This window comes from Pedobacter sp. N36a, assembly GCF_014472395.1.
In the GTDB taxonomy this organism is placed as follows: Bacteria; Bacteroidota; Bacteroidia; order Sphingobacteriales; family Sphingobacteriaceae; genus Pedobacter.
Genome location: NZ_JACSZW010000004.1, coordinates 252,464 through 270,178 on the forward strand (window position 1 = coordinate 252,464; position 17,715 = coordinate 270,178).

The 17,715-nt window shown below is 41.3% G+C and carries 18 protein-coding genes; 13 read left to right on the plus strand and 5 right to left on the minus strand.

Features of this window, described 5'->3' with window-relative positions:
• Positions 1–20 precede the first annotated feature (20 nt).
• The 3 genes from greA to rsmA form a co-directional block, all read right to left on the minus strand.
• Positions 21–494: a transcription elongation factor GreA gene (greA, locus tag H9X96_RS09960; RefSeq protein ID WP_187666133.1), complete on the minus strand. Its 474-nt coding sequence runs from the start codon at positions 492–494 to the stop codon at positions 21–23.
• A gap of 157 nt (positions 495–651) precedes the next feature.
• Positions 652–1,581, minus strand: coding sequence for a 2-hydroxyacid dehydrogenase (locus H9X96_RS09965; protein ID WP_187666134.1), 930 nt, complete (start codon positions 1,579–1,581; stop codon positions 652–654).
• Between the two features lie 22 nt (positions 1,582–1,603).
• A complete protein-coding gene (rsmA, locus tag H9X96_RS09970; protein ID WP_187666135.1) occupies positions 1,604–2,386 on the minus strand; it encodes a 16S rRNA (adenine(1518)-N(6)/adenine(1519)-N(6))-dimethyltransferase RsmA in 783 nt (260 codons plus the stop codon).
• 215 nt (positions 2,387–2,601) lie between these two features.
• Here rsmA and pdxA point away from each other — a divergent pair, with 215 nt between their 5' ends.
• The 10 genes from pdxA (at position 2,602) to H9X96_RS10020 (ending at position 11,623) form a co-directional block, all read left to right on the plus strand.
• On the plus strand, positions 2,602–3,681 hold the full coding sequence (gene pdxA, locus H9X96_RS09975; RefSeq protein WP_187666136.1) for a 4-hydroxythreonine-4-phosphate dehydrogenase PdxA: 1,080 nt from the start codon (positions 2,602–2,604) through the stop codon (positions 3,679–3,681).
• Between the two features lie 64 nt (positions 3,682–3,745).
• Positions 3,746–4,285 (plus strand): DUF177 domain-containing protein, encoded by a 540-nt coding sequence (locus H9X96_RS09980; RefSeq protein ID WP_187666137.1) that lies wholly within the window; start codon positions 3,746–3,748, stop codon positions 4,283–4,285.
• A gap of 18 nt (positions 4,286–4,303) precedes the next feature.
• Positions 4,304–4,495 carry a 50S ribosomal protein L32 gene (gene rpmF, locus H9X96_RS09985; protein ID WP_073238280.1) on the plus strand — a complete coding sequence of 64 codons (192 nt, stop codon included), beginning with the start codon at positions 4,304–4,306 and terminating at the stop codon, positions 4,493–4,495.
• A 102-nt stretch (positions 4,496–4,597) separates the two neighbouring features.
• Positions 4,598–5,536, plus strand: a complete 939-nt coding sequence (plsX, locus tag H9X96_RS09990) for a phosphate acyltransferase PlsX (RefSeq protein ID WP_187666138.1) — start codon at positions 4,598–4,600, stop codon at positions 5,534–5,536.
• Between the two features lie 11 nt (positions 5,537–5,547).
• Positions 5,548–6,537 (plus strand): beta-ketoacyl-ACP synthase III, encoded by a 990-nt coding sequence (locus H9X96_RS09995; RefSeq protein ID WP_062546720.1) that lies wholly within the window; start codon positions 5,548–5,550, stop codon positions 6,535–6,537.
• Positions 6,538–6,608: 71 nt separating this feature from the next.
• On the plus strand, positions 6,609–7,085 hold the full coding sequence (accB, locus tag H9X96_RS10000; RefSeq protein WP_062546719.1) for an acetyl-CoA carboxylase biotin carboxyl carrier protein: 477 nt from the start codon (positions 6,609–6,611) through the stop codon (positions 7,083–7,085).
• 96 nt (positions 7,086–7,181) lie between these two features.
• Positions 7,182–8,522: an acetyl-CoA carboxylase biotin carboxylase subunit gene (gene accC, locus H9X96_RS10005; RefSeq protein ID WP_187666139.1), complete on the plus strand. Its 1,341-nt coding sequence runs from the start codon at positions 7,182–7,184 to the stop codon at positions 8,520–8,522.
• 135 nt (positions 8,523–8,657) lie between these two features.
• Positions 8,658–9,548: a twin-arginine translocase subunit TatC gene (tatC, locus tag H9X96_RS10010; RefSeq protein ID WP_187666140.1), complete on the plus strand. Its 891-nt coding sequence runs from the start codon at positions 8,658–8,660 to the stop codon at positions 9,546–9,548.
• 39 nt (positions 9,549–9,587) lie between these two features.
• A complete protein-coding gene (rpiB, locus tag H9X96_RS10015; RefSeq protein WP_222943872.1) occupies positions 9,588–10,010 on the plus strand; it encodes a ribose 5-phosphate isomerase B in 423 nt (140 codons plus the stop codon).
• Positions 10,011–10,030: 20 nt separating this feature from the next.
• Entirely contained in the window at positions 10,031–11,623 is a 1,593-nt protein-coding gene (locus H9X96_RS10020) for a M28 family peptidase (RefSeq protein WP_187666142.1), read from the plus strand.
• A gap of 305 nt (positions 11,624–11,928) precedes the next feature.
• On the opposite strand, the gene H9X96_RS10025 is transcribed toward H9X96_RS10020, so the two are convergent.
• Entirely contained in the window at positions 11,929–12,471 is a 543-nt protein-coding gene (locus H9X96_RS10025; protein WP_187666143.1) for a GIN domain-containing protein, read from the minus strand.
• Positions 12,472–12,705: 234 nt separating this feature from the next.
• Between H9X96_RS10025 and H9X96_RS10030 the strand changes: the two genes are divergently transcribed.
• From H9X96_RS10030 to H9X96_RS10040, 3 genes are all read left to right on the plus strand, one after another.
• Positions 12,706–14,100 carry a LutB/LldF family L-lactate oxidation iron-sulfur protein gene (locus H9X96_RS10030; RefSeq protein ID WP_187666144.1) on the plus strand — a complete coding sequence of 465 codons (1,395 nt, stop codon included), beginning with the start codon at positions 12,706–12,708 and terminating at the stop codon, positions 14,098–14,100.
• Between the two features lie 3 nt (positions 14,101–14,103).
• Entirely contained in the window at positions 14,104–16,086 is a 1,983-nt protein-coding gene (locus tag H9X96_RS10035) for a thiamine pyrophosphate-dependent enzyme (protein ID WP_187666145.1), read from the plus strand.
• A gap of 239 nt (positions 16,087–16,325) precedes the next feature.
• Positions 16,326–17,135 (plus strand): hypothetical protein, encoded by an 810-nt coding sequence (locus H9X96_RS10040; RefSeq protein WP_187666146.1) that lies wholly within the window; start codon positions 16,326–16,328, stop codon positions 17,133–17,135.
• On the opposite strand, the gene H9X96_RS10045 is transcribed toward H9X96_RS10040, so the two are convergent.
• On the minus strand, positions 17,084–17,698 hold the full coding sequence (locus tag H9X96_RS10045; RefSeq protein ID WP_370576730.1) for a sprT domain-containing protein: 615 nt from the start codon (positions 17,696–17,698) through the stop codon (positions 17,084–17,086). The two genes, H9X96_RS10040 and H9X96_RS10045, sit on opposite strands and share 52 nt — an antisense overlap.
• Positions 17,699–17,715: the final 17 nt, after the last annotated feature.

Below are 17,715 nucleotides of genomic sequence, written 5' to 3' on the forward strand. Positions count from 1 at the left end.
GAATGGGTAATTTAAAAAGGTTATCGGGTTATCTCTAATATTTCAAATTCGATCATTCCTGCAGGAACCTGAATTTCAATCGTATCACCTACTGATTTACCTAATAAACCTTTGGCAATCGGCGATTTAACGGAAATTTTTCCAGTTTTAAGATCTGCTTCACTTTCTGCAACCAATTGGTAAGACATGGTAGAACCATTCTTTACATTTTTGATCTTTACTATAGATAAGGCCAATACTTTAGAAGTATCCAACTTTGATTCATCAATTAATCTGGCGGTAGAAAGCGTAGTGGCCAATTTTGCTATTTTAGCTTCATGCAAACCCTGTGCTTCCTTCGCTGCATCATACTCCGCGTTCTCGGAAAGGTCGCCCTTGTCTCTAGCTTCGGCAATTGCCTTAGAGATTTGTTGCCTTCCGGTAGTTTTCATATGATGTAATTCTTCCTTTAGTCTGTCTAAACCATCTTGGGTATAATAGGTAACCTCTGTCATAGCTCAATTTATTTTATGTAGTACTATAAAAACAAACAAGACTATATGGGCTGTTATGCCTACATAGTCTTGCTTCAATAAAAACGAAGATAATGGGGTATTACCACAAAAACAAATTATTTAATTTGATTTTGGGCAGTTTATCAAAAATGTATGTTTAAATGACAGCAATCAGCTTATCGGACAAAACTTCTGAAATTTTACGGTAAGATTCAAAGGTCCAGCCCCCTACATGCGGCGTCAGGATCAATTTCCCGGAGGATTTTAGGTCATTAAACCAAGGGCTTTGCTGCAATGCCGGAAATTTCTCCACTTCCAGTACGTCTAAACCAGCAGCTAAGATTTTACCCATCTGAATAGCCTGTAATACAGCTTGGGTTTGGACAATTTCACCTCTGGCCGTATTGATAAAGAAAATAGGCTTACGGAAATGGAAGAAGTACTCCTCATTCACCATCTGACGGGTTTCCGAAGTTAATGGGATGTGTAAACTCAGTGCATCGCTATGTTTTACGATCTCCTCCATACTCACTTCTTTGGCGTAAGCATCACTGAAACCCGTTTTATATTTATCATAAGCAATCACGTTGACTTCAAATCCTGACAGCTTTTTCGCAAAGCTTTTGCCCATAAATCCGTAACCAATGATGCCTACTGTTTTACCTTTTAGTTCATAACCGCGGTTTCCTTCTCTGTCCCAGGTGCCATTACGCACCTCATGATCCGCGTTACGGAAATTGTTCATCAGCGACAACAACATCCCTACTGCATGCTCTCCTACCGCGTCCATATTGCCTTCTGGGGCGTTTAGCAACTGAATGTTTCGACTCCTCGCGTAATCCACATCAATATTGTCTAAACCGGCACCTGCCCGGGCGATAAATTTCAGCGAAGGTGCAGCGGCCATCAGCTCCTGATCAATTCTGAATTTTGTTCTCACAGCGATCCCCTGATAGTTGGAAATTGCGGCTAGTGTTTGCTCACGGGTGTACAATGGCAGGTCATCTACCTCATAACCCATAGCGATGGCACGTTCCTTAAAAACAGGATGTAACTCATCCACAATTAAAATTCTTCCTTTACTCATATTGCTATTGATCAATTATTATTTACTGTGAAAGCTGTGTTAAATGCTGTGTCAGTTCAATAAACTGAACAACACTCAATTGTTCAGCACGCTTGTCGAAGAATATATGATCGTCCATTTTCTCTTTTGGCACTACACCTGAAAGTGCATTTCTCAAAGTTTTTCTACGCTGGTTGAAACCTGCTTTTACGGTACGCCAGAATAGCTTTTCATCGCATGGAAGTGTTTCCACCTCATTGCGACTCAACCTGATCACCCCTGAATTTACTTTCGGTGGTGGGTTAAATGTTCCTGGTTTTACGGTAAATAGGTATTCTATATGATAATACGCCTGAATCAGGACGCTTAAAATTCCATAGTCTTTCGTGCCTTCTTTAGAAGCACAGCGTTCTGCAACTTCTTTCTGGAACATCCCTACCATTTCAACCACCTGGCCCCTATTTTCCAATATTTTGAAAAGAATCTGAGAAGAGATATTGTATGGGAAGTTACCGATGATGGCATATTTTTCTTTGAAGATCGAGGAAAGATCCAAGGCTAAAAAGTCGCCATTGATTAAGCGATCTCCTAACTGCGGATATTTCTGTTTCAGGAAATGGTAAGATTCCACATCGATGTCGATCATGAAAGTTTCCAGATCTGCTCTTTCCAGCAGCAGGTCCGAAAGGATCCCCATTCCTGGTCCTACTTCCAGTACTTGTTTGTACTGATCGGTATGTACCAGACCGTTTACGATTTTTGCGGCAATCTTTTTATCTGTCAAAAAATGCTGTCCTAAATGTTTTTTTGCCCTTACCAAACTCATATATTCTCCTTCTAAAAGCCGCAAAATAAGCAAAGTTTTGCGAGTATCAGAGCAACAAAACACTAAAACAGCCTTTAAAGCCTCAAAAATAAGGATATCATTTTCCCATCGTTTTAGAGATGTGCTTCCATTTCGATAAAGGCGAAAATACAAGCGCCAGAAAAACCGACCATTTTAAAATGAATTCTGTAATTTGCGCTAAATTTTTTTGAAGTATGAGCAATAAGATTAAAATTGGAATCAGCATAGGAGATCTGAACGGCATAGGTCTGGAGGTCATCCTGAAGACTTTAGCCGAGAGCGCGATCCTGGATTACTGTACCCCTATCGTTTATGGACATACCAAGGTTGCTTCCTACCATCGCAAAGCTTTAGGGCTGAGTGATTTCAACTTCAATGTGATTACAGAGGCTGCATTGGCTAATCCTAAGAAGGCGAATATGATCAATTGCTGGGAGGAAGATGTGAAAATCGACCTGGGTGTAGCCAATGAAATTGGTGGTAAATATGCCTTACTTTCTTTAGAGAAAGCGACAGAAGACCTGATCAAAGGGGAAATTGATGCCTTGGTAACCGCCCCGATCAACAAACATAATATACAATCAGATACCTTTAAATTCCCGGGACATACCGAATATTTGATGGAACGCAGTGGAAGTAGCGACGTATTGATGCTTTTGGTGAGTGAAGACATTAAGGTAGGTGTGGTGACCGGTCACATTCCCATCACAGCAGTTCCAAAAAGTATCACAATTGAAAAGATTGTGAAGAAACTGACCATGATGAATGAGACTTTAAAGAAAGATTTCTGGATTGAAAAACCGAAAATTGCGGTGCTGGGATTAAATCCTCATGCTGGCGACAACGGTTTATTGGGTACTGAAGAGGCAGACATAATCATGCCGGCGATCCAGCAGGCATTTGATAAAGGGGTGATTTGTTTTGGTCCATACCCGGCAGATGGCTTTTTTGGAAAAGGGAGTTACAAGCAATTTGATGCCGTGTTAGCGATGTATCATGACCAGGGTTTGATCCCTTTTAAAACCATCGCTTTTGGCACTGGGGTGAACTATTCTGCAGGCCTGAAAATCGTGCGTACCTCACCCGATCATGGCACAGGATACGACATTGCAGGAAAGAACCTGGCAGATCCGAGTTCATTTATAGAAGCCTTATTTGCAGCAACTCACATCCTGAGAAACAGAAGAGAGCAGGAAGAATTATTGAAAAACCAGCTGAGAAGTGGTGGAAAAATTATAGAAACTGCATCGGATATAAAAGACGACGCAAATTAGAATGAAAAAACATTTTAATTCTATAAAATAATCCCTACATTTGCGGGCTAAAATTTTGTTACAATTGAAACCATTAAAACAATTTTCAATCCCATTTACCGGCCTTAAAATCGGCAAGCATCAGTTTGAATTTGAGGTTGATAACAGCTTTTTTGATGCCTTTGAATACTCTTTAGTAAAAAAAGGAAACTTAAAAGTTGGCATTGAACTGGATAAACAGGAAACAATGTTACTTTTGCAGTTCGACATCAAAGGAACGATCGTATTGGATTGCGACAAATGTTTGTCGGAATTTAATGCACCAATAAGTATACAAGAAAGGCAGATTGTGAAATTTGCTGAAGATGAGCTGGAAAGTGATGATTTAGAAATCATTGTCCTGAATAGAAAAGAGAGTGAGCTCGATGTAGCTCCATCAATTTATGAACTCATCAATGTATCAGTACCCTATATTAAAGCCTGTGAGCAGGATGGCAGTGGCCAGAAATGCGACCAGGAAATGATTGCGAGACTGGAAAGTTTTTCAATTGATACACAAGAACAACAACAAGAAGAAAATAACGATGATGACCCGCGTTGGGCAGCATTAAAAAAATTAAAATAATAATTAAACAAATCAGCAATGGCACATCCAAAACGCAAGATTTCTAAGAGTAGAAGAGATAAAAGAAGAACTCACTATAAAGCGGTAGCTCCTTCTTTGGCTACTTGTCAAACCACTGGTGCAATTCACGTACCTCACCATGCATACAACGTTGATGGTAACCTATACTACAACGGTAAATTGGTTATTGAAAACACTTCAATAGGTTAATTTTCTTGAAAAATAGTTTGTGTTTTAAGTCGCTGAAAGTTTACCTTTAGCGACGGAAAACTAAGGCAATTTTGCCTTCTAAACACAAACTGATTTTTTACTATGAAAATAGGTCTCGATATAATGGGCGGAGACTATGCTCCTAAAGCAAACGTTTTAGGAGCAATAGCTGCCCATCAATTGTTATCTCCCGGGGAGCACATAGTGTTGATCGGAGATACACAGCAGATTAAGCCCCTTCTCACTGAAAACGGATTCAATCCGGATCACTTTGAATATGTTCATACCGAAGAAGTGATTGGTATGGGCGAACATCCCACTAAGGCTATTGTTCAAAAGCCTAATTCCAGCATTGCTGTCGGCTTTTCCTTACTTAAAGAAGGTAAAATCGATGCTTTTGCCAGCGCCGGTAACTCTGGTGCAATGCTTGTTGGTGCCGTGTTTAGTGTTAAAACTATTCCGGGAATCATCAGGCCATGTATCCTTACAATTCTTCCAAAACTCAGTGGAGGCTTAGGTTTAATGCTTGATGTTGGCGCAAATGCCGACTGTAAGCCTGATACCTTGCTTCAATTTGGTGCTTTAGGTAGTTTGTATGCCGAGTGCATGTTTGGTACTGAACAGCCTAAGGTTGCGTTATTGAATATTGGTGAAGAAGACGAAAAAGGCAATATGCTTAGTTTGGCGACTTTCCCTTTAATGAGAGATACCAATCTATTCAAGTTTGTGGGTAATGTAGAAGGAAGGGACTTATTCAACGATAAGGCTGACGTAATTGTATGCGATGGATTTACAGGAAATGTGATGCTGAAACTGGCAGAGTCATTTTATGTATTGACTCTAAAAAGAGGTTTAAAGGATGATTTCTTTGACCGCTTTAACTACGAAAACTATGGCGGAAGCCCGGTTCTAGGTGTCAATGCCCCTGTGGTCATAGGTCATGGCATTTCAAGTCCGACAGCTGTTAAGAACATGATTCTTCAGTCAAGAGACATGATTACTACTGGCTTGGTAGGTAAAATTCAAGCTGCATTTAAATAAGAACATTGAAAATGAATAAAATTCACGCTGCGATTACGGCTGTTAATGGTTACGTACCGGATTACGTACTAACTAATAAAGAGCTAGAATCCATTGTAGAAACTACGGATGAATGGATTTTATCCAGGACTGGTATCAAAGAGCGGAGAATATTGAAAGGTGAAGGTTTAGGCACTTCAGACATGGCAGTTCATGCGGTGAATGGTTTGCTTAAAAAACGTGGGATTACTGCGGAAGAGATCGAATTGATCATCTTTTGCACGACCACTCCTGACATGCCTTTCCCTGCTTCGGCCAACATCCTTGCTGATAAAATCGGCGCAAAGAATGCCTGGGGATATGATCTGCAGGCAGCTTGTTCAGGATTCATCTTCGGTTTGTCTACTGGGGCTCAGTTCATCGAATCCGGTAAACATAAAAAAGTATTGGTGGTTGGCGGCGACAAAATGTCTTCTATCATCAATTACCAGGACCGTACCACCTGCATCATCTTCGGTGATGGCTGCGGTGCAGTTCTTTTAGAGCCAAATGAGGAAGGAATGGGTATCCAGGACTCCATACTGAAAAGTGATGGTGCTGGTCGTCAATTCTTACACCAAAAAGCTGGCGGCTCTGCCAGACCGGCAAGCCATGAAACTGTGGACAATAATGAGCACGTTGTGCATCAGGAAGGCCAGGCAGTATTCAAATTTGCAGTCACTAATATGGCAGATGTTGCGGCCGAAATCATGGAACGCAATAACCTGACTTCTGATGATGTGACCTGGTTGGTTCCACATCAAGCCAATAAAAGAATCATCGATGCCACGGCATCAAGAATGGGCTTGGGCACAGAAAAGGTAATGATCAACATTCAACGTTACGGAAATACTACTAATGGAACAATTCCACTATGTTTATGGGAATGGGAAAGCCAATTGAAAAAAGGCGATAACATCATCCTAGCAGCATTTGGAGGTGGTTTCACCTGGGGTTCTGTGTACTTAAAGTGGGCTTATTAATTTTATAAAATAATTAATCTTAACTTAGATAATTGTTAAGACATACTGTTTTCTCTAAAAAACACCAAAAAATGGATATCAAACAAATTCAGGAACTTATTAAATTTGTTTCTCGTTCGGGCGTAAATGAAGTCGCTATTGAGCAGGAAGATTTCAAAATAACAATTAAAACCAATCAGGCTCCTACCTATGTTCAGGCAACGGTACCAGCACAGATTGCTCCAGCAGTAGCTCCGGCAGCGGCAGCACCTCAACCAACTACCCCAACAGAAACAAAAGCACCTGTTGCTGTAGAAGATGATTCAAAATACATCACGATTAAATCACCAATGATCGGAACTTTCTACCGTTCATCTAGCCCGGATAAACCATCTTTCGTAAATGTAGGTGATGAATTCCCAGTAGGTAAAGTGATCTGTATTATCGAAGCTATGAAATTGTTCAATGAAATCGAAAGTGAAGTTTCTGGTAGAATCGTGAAGGTTTTAGTAGAGAATGCTTCTCCAGTAGAATATGACCAACCGTTATTTTTAGTTGAACCTATGTAATTCGTTTTGTTGAAAACTCAATTTTCTGAATTGAAGGATCAACAGCTCATTGCTTAATATGCCCTGAACTAATTCGGGGGGGAAAAGAAAAAATATATGTTTAAAAAGATACTAATTGCCAACAGGGGCGAGATCGCTTTGCGTATCATCCGCACCTGTAAAGAAATGGGCATCAAAACCGTAGCTGTTTACTCTACTGCAGACAGAGAAAGTTTACATGTACGTTTTGCCGATGAAGCTGTTTGTATAGGGCCGCCACCAAGTAAGGATTCTTACCTGAGCATCCCGAATATCATTTCAGCTGCAGAATTAACAAATGCAGATGCCATTCACCCAGGTTACGGTTTCCTTTCTGAGAACGCGAAGTTTTCTTCAGTTTGCCGTGATTATGGAATTAAATTTATCGGTGCTACACCGGAGCAGATCAACTCAATGGGTGATAAAGCTTCGGCAAAAGAAACGATGAAAAAAGCTGGTGTTCCTACTATTCCAGGATCGCAGGGATTGCTTGAAAATTTCAAAGATGGTATTGCGATGGCCAATGAAATGGGCTACCCGGTTATTCTTAAAGCAACTGCCGGTGGTGGTGGCCGTGGAATGCGTGTAGTTTGGAAAGATGAAGATTTTGAAAATGCATGGGATAGCGCCAGACAAGAGTCAGGTGCAGCCTTTGGAAATGATGGTCTTTACTTAGAGAAATATATCGAAGATCCTCGTCACATTGAAATCCAGATCATCGGAGATCAATATGGTAAGGCCTGTCACTTGTCGGAACGTGATTGTTCAATTCAACGTCGCCATCAAAAGCTGGTTGAAGAAGCCCCATCACCATTCATGACGCCAGAACTTCGTGAGAAAATGGGTGAAGCAGCTATAAAAGGTGCCATTGCGGTACAATATGAAGGTGCAGGAACCATTGAATTCCTGGTTGACAAACACCGTAATTTCTACTTCATGGAGATGAATACCCGTATCCAGGTAGAACACCCGGTAACGGAAGAAGTGATCAATTACGATCTGATCAAAGAACAGATTAAAGTAGCGTCTGGTGTACCGATTTCAGGAAAAAATTATCTACCAAATATGCACGCGATCGAGTGCAGGATCAATGCTGAAGATCCATTCAATAACTTCAGACCTTGTCCTGGAAAAATCACCAACTTCCACTCTCCAGGTGGTCATGGGGTGAGGGTAGATACGCATGTATATGCTGGTTACCAAATTCCTTCCAACTACGATTCAATGATTGCTAAACTGATTTGTGTGGCTCAAACCCGCGAAGAAGCCATCAGTACCATGGAGCGTGCCCTAAGTGAATTTGTCATTGAAGGTATTAAAACGACGATCCCATTCCACTTAAAACTAATGAAAGACCCGAACTTCAGAGCTGGTAATTTTACCACTAAGTTCATGGAAACTTTCGAGTTTTCGGAATAAATAAGTCATAGTAATGGCGGGATTTATACTTGTTACAAAGCAAATTCCCGCTAACAAAAACTATTTAGTAGATTTAAAACGTAAATACCATTCTAAACAAAATAGAATGGTATTTTTGTTTTACAAATAACGTACATGAGTGATACTAAGAAAAGGGACCTTATTGGTGCTATAAAAGAAAAAGGAAAAACTTTAGAGGCAGAAATGTCATTCTTTGACCATATCGACGTCCTCCGCAAACACCTATTACGCGCATTAGCAGTCGTTTTAGTGTTAACAGCCGGAGCTTTTTACTTTACTGACTTCATTTTTAATACCATCATCATGGGGCCTAAAAACCCTAACTTCTGGACTTACAGAATGATGTGTAAACTGGTAGAGCGTTTCCCCTCTATAGGTTCAGATTTTTGTATTACAAAAATCGATGCGAAGATCATCAACACGGAAATGGCAGGACAATTTACCCTGCAGCTGAATTCCTGCGTGATGGTCGGGATTATTCTAGGCATCCCCTACCTGCTATTTGAAATCTGGCTATTCGTTAAACCCGCTTTGCATGACAATGAAAGAAAGTCTGCCAGTGGATTTGTAGCCTTCGCGTCTTTTCTTTTCTTCCTGGGGATTATGTTTGGTTATTACCTGATCTGTCCACTATCTATCAACTTCCTGACCAACTTTACTGTGAGTCCGGAGATTGAAAACACTTTTACAATTGACTCTTACTTATCTTCAGTGATGACCCTGACCATTGGTTCTGGTGTGATCTTCCAATTGCCGGTGATCATTTACATCCTGTCGAAATTAGGAGTAATGACGCCTGCATTCATGCGTTCCAGCAGAAGGTACTCTACCGTTTTAATCCTGATTATTGCAGCTGTAGTTACACCTACCGCAGATCCATATACGATGCTAATTGTGGCAGCGCCATTGTTCCTGCTATATGAATTGAGTATCCTCATCTCTGCGAACATCGAGCGTAAGAAAAACAAAGAACTTTACGGTGTGTCTACCATTAGAAAAAACTAACCAAACTATATATTTTTGAAGATGTCAACAGCCCCAAAAATGAAAATTGCAATCGGCGCCGACCACGCCGGTTTTGAATACAAAGAAATGCTAAAGTCTTTTCTTAGCGACTATGAGGTCAAAGATTTCGGGACCCATTCTACACAATCTGTTGACTACCCGGATTTTGCTCACCCTGTAGCATTGGCCGTGGAAAGTCAGGAATATACTTTTGGAATTCTGGTATGCGGCAGCGCAAATGGTGTCGCCATTACTGCCAATAAACACCAGCATATCCGTGCAGCCATTTGCTGGCTGAATGAAATTGCATCGCTGGCAAGGATACATAACAATGCCAATGTATTGTGTATTCCAGCACGATTTGTTTCTGAAGAATTGGCAAAAGAAATGACCACCACCTTTTTAAATACTGCATTTGAAGGTGGCAGACATGAGAACAGAGTGAACAAAATTTCTTGTTAAGCACTAAGAAAAAGAACCAGATGAAAAAACATTTATTGTACGCCAGTTTCGTCCTGACGATGGCTTGCTCTGCCACTGCTCAAAATAAAGATGCGGTGAAGTTTAGTAAAACGATCAGCAAAGACAATGCTTATAAACACCTTTCTGTACTGGCATCTGATGCTTATGAAGGCAGAGAGACCGGTACAAAAGGTGGCTGGATGGCCGCTGATTACATTAAGAATTTCTTCAAAAACCTGGGCTTAAAAGCTCCGGTAAACGGAGATTATTTCCAGCCGATCGACATGGTGAACATTTCACTATCTCAGATCCTAACGGTGAATGGTCAGCCTGCAGAAGCTTTAAAAGATTTTTATATCGTTCCACAAATAGTTTCTGGAGCAGGCTTTGGCTTCAACACTCCTACTGTTCTTTTTGCTGGTTATGGCCTGACAAAAGAAGGTTACAATGATTTTGAAGGTGCTGATGCTGCCGGAAAAGTGGTCATGATCTTCAAATCAGGAGAACCAAACGGGACTGCAGGTTCTGCAAACAGCAGGTCTGTACTGACAGCCAAAGTAAAATACCTGACGGAGAAAAATGCAGCTGCGGTATTGGTGATCGACCCTACTGTGGAGGTGATGCCGGAAAACCTGAAAAGCTACCTGACTGCACCTAGAATGGTGATGAAAACTAAGGAAGAGATTGAAAAATTGAATGCCCCTCAGGAAACACCGGTGATCTATATCGGATCTGGTGTAGCTAATCAAATTCTTGCTGCTGCAAAAACGAACATCACTGATCTAAAAAAGAAGATTGCAGATTCAGGTAAACCTGCTACACAAGAGATTAATGTGTCTATTTCTGCTTCTGCAAAGAGAGTGGAGACGAAAGTAAGAGCGGAAAATGTATTGGGCTTCCTGGAAGGTTCTGATCCGAAACTGAAAAAAGAGGTATTGGTGGTGACTGGTCATTATGACCATATCGGCGTCACTCCAGAAGTGAAAGGCGACGATAAAATCAACAATGGTGCTGATGATGATGGTTCCGGAACTACTGGTGTATTGATGCTGGCAGAAGCTTTTGCCAATGCAAAAAAAGCGGGTAAAGGTCCGAAGAGAAGCATTTTGTTTATGACGGTTACCGGTGAAGAAAAAGGACTTTTAGGTTCGGAATGGTACTCTGAACATCCTATCTTTCCTTTAGAAAACACCATCACGAACCTGAATATCGATATGATCGGCAGAGGTGACAAAGACCATGAAAAGGACAATAACTTTGTCTACATCATCGGTTCTGATATGTTGAGTACGGAGTTAGATCAAATCGGTAAAAAAGCGAACAAAGATTATGTAAATATTCAATTGGACGAGCGTTACAACAATAGAACCGATCCAAATCGCTACTATTACCGCTCAGATCATTATAACTTTGCGAAACATGGTATACCTGTAATTTTCTATTTCAACGGAGTCCATGAGGATTACCACCAGCCAGGTGATGAAATCAGCAAGATTGATTTCCCAATGTTAGCTAAAAGAGCAAGATTGGTTTACTTTACGGCTTGGGAGCTGGCAAATCGTGCTAACCGTCCAAAAGTTGATAAGAACGAAGACGGCACCAGAAAAAACTAAACAATGGTATATATAAGTATCGAGCTTTAAAAGCTCAGTTCTGAATTCAAATGATGCCCCCTAAACATAAGTTTAAGGGGCATTTTTTTTGCACAAAAAAACCGCCTTGGTTTAGAGCGGTTCTCATTTGCTTACTATGTATTGGGCTATATCATTACCCGGGCTACCGGGGTTTAAAACTGGATACTTCATCCAGCTGGGCTTGTTTATTTGGAGATCTTAGCATTTCTACTGATCAGTAGCTTTGAATTTTGTACTGTTGATCCTGATCCTTTATTTGACCTGTCAAATTGAGTGATGGCTAATTAAAGTTTAGCAATCACAAAATCATTTAGGTTCAATTTAGAAATATCATTTTTAACCAGCGCATGTTCTTTTGAAGAACCACTCAATTTCAGGTCAGAATAACCGCTGATGTCAGTATAAAGACTGCCTACTTTCGCATTTACATTTGCTTTAGCGTCATCTTTTAAGAAGATCTGAAGAACAGCAAGGTCAAAATTACCACGAGTTCTAACGGTGGCAGTGTTTGCTGCATCAATTCTTTGCAGGTCTTTTACATTTACATAGATCGTGCTGTTGTCAGTAGAGTTGATGTATAAAGTGTATCCTTTTTGTACTACACTTGTACCTTCTTCTGAGTTGGCATCATAACTATTGATGTCTTCTCTATTTCCTTGTACTAATACCACATTTGCGTTTCCAGTCACCACTATTTTATTAAATTTTACAGCAGCGGCAACAGTGCTGAGTGGTGCTTTCTCTTTTGCAAACGTTGTGAACGCTGAAGAAGTTAAAACGATAGCTGTTAAAGAAGTTGCGATTAGAGTTTTGATGGCAGTTTTCATATCTTTTAATTTTTAAGTTTTAATTTTTTAAGGTTGTTTTGTAGATAAGACGTCGCCAAATCAGAAACGTTTCAGCGATTTTCGGTGCTTTAGACCATAGCAGTGTACCTCTCGACGAAACGCCCGAACTTCTCGACCAATCGACGAAAATATTTCGTCGATACTCCTCTTCCTTTCCTTATATTGTAATTTCAGGGCAGGAATCCATTTCAAGCCTAATTATTTTTATATTTGATGACGATGAAGATATCTGATGAATTTTTGGTTAAGGCCGATGAAAAAGCCTTTGATTTAGGGCATCGCAAGACAATTAATCATAATATTGGCAAGTATAATGTTGCGGTAGAGCGGGGTGTGTCGAGGTTCGAGAATTTAGAAAACTCGAAGAAGAAAGCGCATGTGATTAAATGGAGGGTGATGGAGAACCTGGATAAGTTTCTTCCTGAATTTGAAACCAATTTTCAACGTAGAGGCGGGAAAGTAATCTGGGCAAATGATGTAGAAGAGGCACAGAGAGAGATCTTAAACATCATCCGGAAAAGTGGCGGTAAAACGGTTATCAAGTCTAAATCGATGACCACCGAAGAAATCCACCTCAATGATTTCTTGGAGAAAAACAACATTGAATCCTTAGAGAGCGACCTTGGCGAATATATTGTTCAGCTGCTAGGCCAGGCTCCATACCATATTGTTACCCCTGCAATGCACCTCAGCAAAGAGGAAATTGCAAAGCTGTTCCATGATAAATTTGGAACACCACTAGATGCCACACCACAGCAGCTGACTCAAAAAGCCAGAGAATTGCTGAGGGAAAAATACCTGAGAGCAGACATCGGCATCTCCGGAGGAAACTTCTTAATTGCCGATACCGGCAGCATCGCCCTGACAGAAAATGAGGGAAATGCGCGGTTATGTACTACTTTTCCTAAAATCCATATTGCTATTGTAGGAATAGAAAAGGTGGTGCCTTCTATGGCCGACCTGGATTTATTCTGGCCATTGCTTTCTAGTCATGGAACCGGACAAAACCTAACCGTTTACAATACGATATTGAGCGGCCCCAGACAGGCGCACGAAACAGATGGTCCGGAAGAGATGTATGTGGTATTGCTCGACAATGGCAGGACCAATTTACTGGCACAAAAAGAACAGCGTCAGGCCTTATATTGCATCCGTTGCGGTGCTTGTTTAAACGCTTGTCCGGTGTATAAAAATATTGGCGGACACACTTATAATACCACTTACAGTGGCCCGATCGGCTCTATCATCACCCCTCATTTACAGGGCATGAAGGAGTTCAAACACCTGAGCAATGCTTCCAGTTTATGCGGCAAATGTACCGAGGTTTGCCCAGTAAAGATTGATGTTCATAAGATGTTATTGCTGAATAGAAGAGATGCAGTAGCCGACAACCAAAATACTAAAGTAGAGGAAATCGGTTGGAATGCCTTTACTACTACCATGCAAAAAAGGTCAAGAATGGACATGCTGGGTGGAAAAATGAAAAACTTCTTCCTCAAGTTTTTCTTCAAGAAGACCTGGGGCAAATACCGGAGTATGCCGGAAGTTGCACCGAAATCTTTTGCAAAGCTTTATGAGGAAAAAAAGAAAGCAAACAAAAACCCTTAAAATATGCAGTTCGACAGAAAAGATAAGAACGATGCGGTATTACTAAATTTATATACGCAATTGCTCTACCCAAGAATGGTAGAGGAAAAAATGCTTATCCTATTACGTCAAGGCAGAATTGGCAAGTGGTTTTCCGGCATCGGTCAGGAGGCCATTGCCATTGGCAGTACACTGGCCATGGAGGAATCCGAGTATATCCTCCCTATGCACAGAAACCTGGGGGTATTTACCGCACGTAATATCCCTTTGAAGAAACTGATGGCACAATGGCAGGGAAAACTAAACGGCTTTACCAAAGGTCGGGATCGCTCCTTCCATTTCGGTACTCAGGACTATAGAATTATCGGCATGATTTCCCATCTGGGGCCTCAAATGGCCGTTGCAGATGGCATTGCTCTCGCAGATCTGATCAACGGTCAGGAAAAATCGACCCTTGTATTTACCGGGGAAGGTGCCACCAGTGAAGGTGATTTCCACGAAGCCATCAACGTAGCCGCCGTATGGAATCTTCCAGTAATCTTTCTCATAGAAAACAATGGATACGGCCTTTCTACTCCTACCAGCGAACAATATAAATGTAAAAATCTGGTAGATCGGGCAGCAGGTTATGGTATTGAAGGTTTTCAAATCGATGGCAATAACGTGTTGGAAGTCTATGATACACTGGCTGAAATCGCCTCAAGAATCCGTAAAGACCCAAAACCTGTGTTGGTAGAGTGTTTAACTTTCAGAATGAGGGGTCATGAAGAAGCCTCAGGCACAAAATACGTTCCACAGGAACTAATGGATGCCTGGGCGGAAAAAGACCCGGTAGCAAGCTTTGAACGCTATCTATTAGCAGAAAACGTGCTGACTACCTCGCTGATCACCGAAATTAAAGCAGATTTTAAAGCTGGTATTGAGTATGAAATAGAGGCGGCATTTCAGGAGGAAGAACCAGCAGCAAATGCTGAGGCTGAACTCGAAGATATGTATGCTCCTTATCCTTTTGAATCTATCATCCCCGCAAAAGATACTCCTTTATTAGAAATGCGTTACCTGGACGCAATTACCGACGCCCTGAAAATTGGAATGTCTAAACACGATAACCTGGTATTGATGGGTCAGGATATTGCCGAATATGGGGGTGCTTTTAAAATTACAGAGGGCTTTGTTGGTCTTTTCGGAAAGGCAAGGGTGCGAAATACCCCCATCTGCGAATCCGCAATTGTAGGCACCGCACTGGGTCTTTCTATCAATGGTTATAAAGCAGTAGTGGAAATGCAGTTCGCCGACTTCGTGACCTGCGGTTTCAATCAAATTGTAAACAACCTGGCTAAAACCCATTACAGATGGGGAGAAAAAGCAGATGTGGTAGTCAGGATGCCTACAGGCGCCGGAACCGGAGCTGGTCCTTTTCACTCCCAAAGTAATGAAGCCTGGTTTACAAAAACACCTGGACTAAAAATCGTCTATCCGGCCTTCCCTGCTGATGCCAAAGGACTATTGCTGGCGGCCATTGATGATCCGAATCCAGTGTTATTTTTTGAACATAAATACCTGTACAGGAGTTTAACCGGAATAGTTCCGCAAGGGGAGTATAACCTGGAAATCGGCAAAGCCAATGTATTACAGGAAGGGACACAATTGAGCATCATCACCTACGGTCTTGGTGTACACTGGGCGCTCTCCTATATCGCAGAACATCCAGACTTAAGCATCACACTCGTTGATTTACGCAGTTTGCAGCCCTGGGATAAAAACGCAGTAACCGCAGCAGTAAAGCAAACCGGCAGGGTATTGATCCTACATGAAGATACCTTAAGCAGTGGATTCGGAGGAGAATTGGCGGCATGGATCGGCGAACATTGTTTTAGCAATCTGGATGCACCAGTAATGCGTTGCGCCAGTGCAGATACGGCTATTCCAATGAATAGGGTATTGGAAGAAGATTTCCTTGCGAAAAGCAGGTTACCCGATATGATTGATAAGCTGCTGGCTTACTAAGCGGTCATTCCTCTTATAAAGGTTCCTAAGTATACAGCTCTCCTATTTTTAAAAACTCAAAGCGCCAACTGTTTTACAACTAAAGATGCCAGGTTAGCAGTATACATCTTTTTACTAGAATAAGCGCTAATTTTCTAGTAAAGATCAATTAATGACTTATCTGAGAAATATTTCGACGACACAAAGCTTCTTATGGCACGATAATCGCATTTTAATTCCTGAACTATTTAAGGAATACTATGAAGCACGCTTATCTATCATTTATCTTCCCTCTGACCTTAGCCATATCCGGTTGTAATCAACAGCCCAAACACCCCCAGGCAGACCTGATCAATCAGAGTTCTCCAGCAGCAATGACCGATGCGTCCATTCTTCGTTATGCCGATTCTATTCAGTCGAACCTCAGCAGTCTAGAGAGACAAAGCAGCCTTATCTTTCAACAGGGAGAACAATCAATGTATGTAGAAAAGTACAGCGCGAACGGGAAACCGGTATTATATGAGGAAAACGAAGACAATAAGCTGATCAGCAACCGCAGCAAAAGATATTTTCTTAAAAACGACACTTTGATCCTTGTTCAGGAAAGCATTAAAGCCAATAATGGGCTAACAGAAACCCGTAATTTTTTCAGGAACAACATTTCTTTTAAAAAGGAACAGCGTACTGCGGCTAACACTGCAACCTTGAAAAAACAACCATTTTTATCTGTTAAATCCGCGACAAGTACAGTTCAAACTGCAGAAGATGAGGCACAACAGCTCAAAAAACTAGAAGATGCCATTGGTCAAAAGGGAGAGTTTTCGATGTATTTTGAGCAATTTATAGACATTCCTGAGGAAAGTATTATACAGCTGAAAGGCAGCGGCCAGAATGGTTATACTGCAAATGTGATGGTAAGAACGCCTGATGCACTAATTGACAGCTTGCAACGTCAACCTACAATATTCAAGAATGAAAAGTTGAATTTTAAATGGGAAATTGCCAATAAAGAAGCAGTTTATGTACCTGTTGGCGCCAGCATCACTTCCGCTAAGGGATTAAACAAATAGACATTTCCGTTGTCCAGACAAAGGCAGCGGTATCTTTTCCTAAGCTTCTCCCCTTTTTTAAATTGTCTGCCATCTTTGATGGTAAACACTGCGTCTAAAGGCAGTTCTTCCAATCGGGAAGCATCCTTTAATACATCATGTTTTTTAAGCGCACGCGAGAGTTTTAAATCTGTGCAGCTAGCTGCAGAAGGGTTGTGCAGGTAGCTGACAATCGCCATTTCTACATCCTGAGGGAAGATTTTCTGCTCAATAAAGGGCGTCATCATGCGCTTAAAATTGTGCTTCCATTCTCCGCCATGCGGCTTTACCTTATTCTTATGGTCGTTCCAAGTGAGCAAATGTGCAAATTCATGAACGGTAGTCACCAGAAAGGCATAGGGATTCAAGTCGTTATTCACGGATATCTTATGCCCCAACCCTTGATAGGGATGACGGTAATCACCCAATTTCGTCACCCGGTTTTTAGATATTTTAAACTCACATTGAAAATAATCTATCCACTTCGCAATGATCGGTGCAGCTGCCTGGGGCATGTACTGCGCTAAGATCTCCTCCTTTTTCACCTCCCCAAGATAAGTAA

Excerpts from the sequence above, each read along its gene's own strand:
- greA (WP_187666133.1), bottom strand. The coding sequence starts at position 494 with ATGACAGAGGTTACCTATTATACCCAAGATGGTTTAGACAGACTAAAG.
- H9X96_RS09965 (WP_187666134.1), bottom strand. The coding sequence starts at position 1,581 with ATGAGTAAAGGAAGAATTTTAATTGTGGATGAGTTACATCCTGTTTTT.
- rsmA (WP_187666135.1), bottom strand. The coding sequence starts at position 2,386 with ATGAGTTTGGTAAGGGCAAAAAAACATTTAGGACAGCATTTTTTGACA.
- pdxA (WP_187666136.1), top strand. The coding sequence starts at position 2,602 with ATGAGCAATAAGATTAAAATTGGAATCAGCATAGGAGATCTGAACGGC.
- rpmF (WP_073238280.1), top strand. The coding sequence starts at position 4,304 with ATGGCACATCCAAAACGCAAGATTTCTAAGAGTAGAAGAGATAAAAGA.
- plsX (WP_187666138.1), top strand. The coding sequence starts at position 4,598 with ATGAAAATAGGTCTCGATATAATGGGCGGAGACTATGCTCCTAAAGCA.
- H9X96_RS09995 (WP_062546720.1), top strand. The coding sequence starts at position 5,548 with ATGAATAAAATTCACGCTGCGATTACGGCTGTTAATGGTTACGTACCG.
- accB (WP_062546719.1), top strand. The coding sequence starts at position 6,609 with ATGGATATCAAACAAATTCAGGAACTTATTAAATTTGTTTCTCGTTCG.
- accC (WP_187666139.1), top strand. The coding sequence starts at position 7,182 with ATGTTTAAAAAGATACTAATTGCCAACAGGGGCGAGATCGCTTTGCGT.
- tatC (WP_187666140.1), top strand. The coding sequence starts at position 8,658 with ATGAGTGATACTAAGAAAAGGGACCTTATTGGTGCTATAAAAGAAAAA.
- rpiB (WP_222943872.1), top strand. The coding sequence starts at position 9,588 with ATGAAAATTGCAATCGGCGCCGACCACGCCGGTTTTGAATACAAAGAA.
- H9X96_RS10020 (WP_187666142.1), top strand. The coding sequence starts at position 10,031 with ATGAAAAAACATTTATTGTACGCCAGTTTCGTCCTGACGATGGCTTGC.
- H9X96_RS10025 (WP_187666143.1), bottom strand. The coding sequence starts at position 12,471 with ATGAAAACTGCCATCAAAACTCTAATCGCAACTTCTTTAACAGCTATC.
- H9X96_RS10030 (WP_187666144.1), top strand. The coding sequence starts at position 12,706 with ATGACGATGAAGATATCTGATGAATTTTTGGTTAAGGCCGATGAAAAA.
- H9X96_RS10035 (WP_187666145.1), top strand. The coding sequence starts at position 14,104 with ATGCAGTTCGACAGAAAAGATAAGAACGATGCGGTATTACTAAATTTA.
- H9X96_RS10040 (WP_187666146.1), top strand. The coding sequence starts at position 16,326 with ATGAAGCACGCTTATCTATCATTTATCTTCCCTCTGACCTTAGCCATA.